Genomic DNA, 1,189 nt, shown 5'->3' on the forward strand with positions numbered 1-1,189 from the left:
AGTCGAGAATCTTGGCCACGACGCCGGCGCCGACGGTGCGGCCGCCTTCGCGGATGGCAAAGCGCAGACCTTCTTCCATGGCGATGGGCGCGATCAGCTTGACCGTAATCGACACGTTGTCGCCCGGCATCACCATTTCCTTGCCTTCGGGCAGCTCGATCGAGCCGGTCACGTCGGTGGTGCGGAAGTAGAACTGCGGACGGTAGTTGTTGAAGAACGGCGTGTGGCGTCCGCCTTCGTCTTTGCTCAGCACGTACACCTCGCCGGTGAAGTGGGTGTGCGGCTTGATGGAGCCGGGCTTGCACAGCACCTGGCCGCGCTCGACTTCCTCGCGCTTGGTGCCGCGCAGCAGGATGCCGACGTTGTCGCCCGCCTGGCCCTGATCGAGCAGCTTGCGGAACATCTCCACGCCGGTGCAGGTGGTCTTCTGGGTCGGGCGGATGCCGACGATCTCGATTTCCTCACCGACCTTGATGACGCCGCGCTCCACACGGCCGGTCACCACGGTGCCGCGGCCCGAGATGGAGAACACGTCTTCGACCGGCATCAGGAAGGCGCCGTCCACCGCGCGCTCGGGCGTGGGGATGTAGCTGTCCAGCGCCTCGGCCAGCTTCATGATGGCCTCTTCGCCCAGGGGCCCCTTGTCGCCTTCGAGGGCCAGCTTGGCCGAGCCCTTCACGATGGGGGTGTCGTCGCCCGGGAAGTCGTACTTGGAGAGCAGCTCGCGCACTTCCATCTCGACGAGCTCGAGCAGCTCTTCGTCGTCGACCATGTCGCACTTGTTGAGGAACACGATGATGTAGGGCACGCCCACCTGACGCGCCAGCAGGATGTGCTCGCGGGTCTGGGGCATCGGGCCGTCGGCGGCGGAGACCACCAGGATGGCTCCGTCCATCTGCGCCGCACCGGTGATCATGTTCTTCACGTAGTCGGCGTGGCCCGGGCAATCCACGTGGGCGTAGTGGCGGTTGGCCGTCTCGTATTCCACGTGCGCGGTGTTGATGGTGATGCCGCGCGCCTTTTCTTCCGGAGCCGCGTCGATCTGGTCATAGGCCTTGGCCTGACCACCGAACTTCTGCGCCAGCACGGTGGTGATGGCAGCCGTCAGCGTCGTCTTGCCGTGGTCCACGTGACCGATGGTGCCCACGTTCACGTGCGGCTTGGTCCGCTCGAATTTTTCTTTTGCCAT

General features: G+C 64.9%; 1 protein-coding gene. It reads right to left on the reverse strand.

Annotated elements, in window-relative coordinates; translation table 11 throughout:
• Window positions 1–1,189, reverse strand: a 1,189-nt coding sequence (gene tuf, locus HZS63_RS13775) for an elongation factor Tu (RefSeq protein ID WP_180684561.1), incomplete at its 3' end; no start/stop codon positions are given.

The organism is Tepidicella baoligensis (genome assembly GCF_013432195.1).
In the GTDB taxonomy this organism is placed as follows: Bacteria; Pseudomonadota; Gammaproteobacteria; order Burkholderiales; family Burkholderiaceae_C; genus Tepidicella; species Tepidicella baoligensis.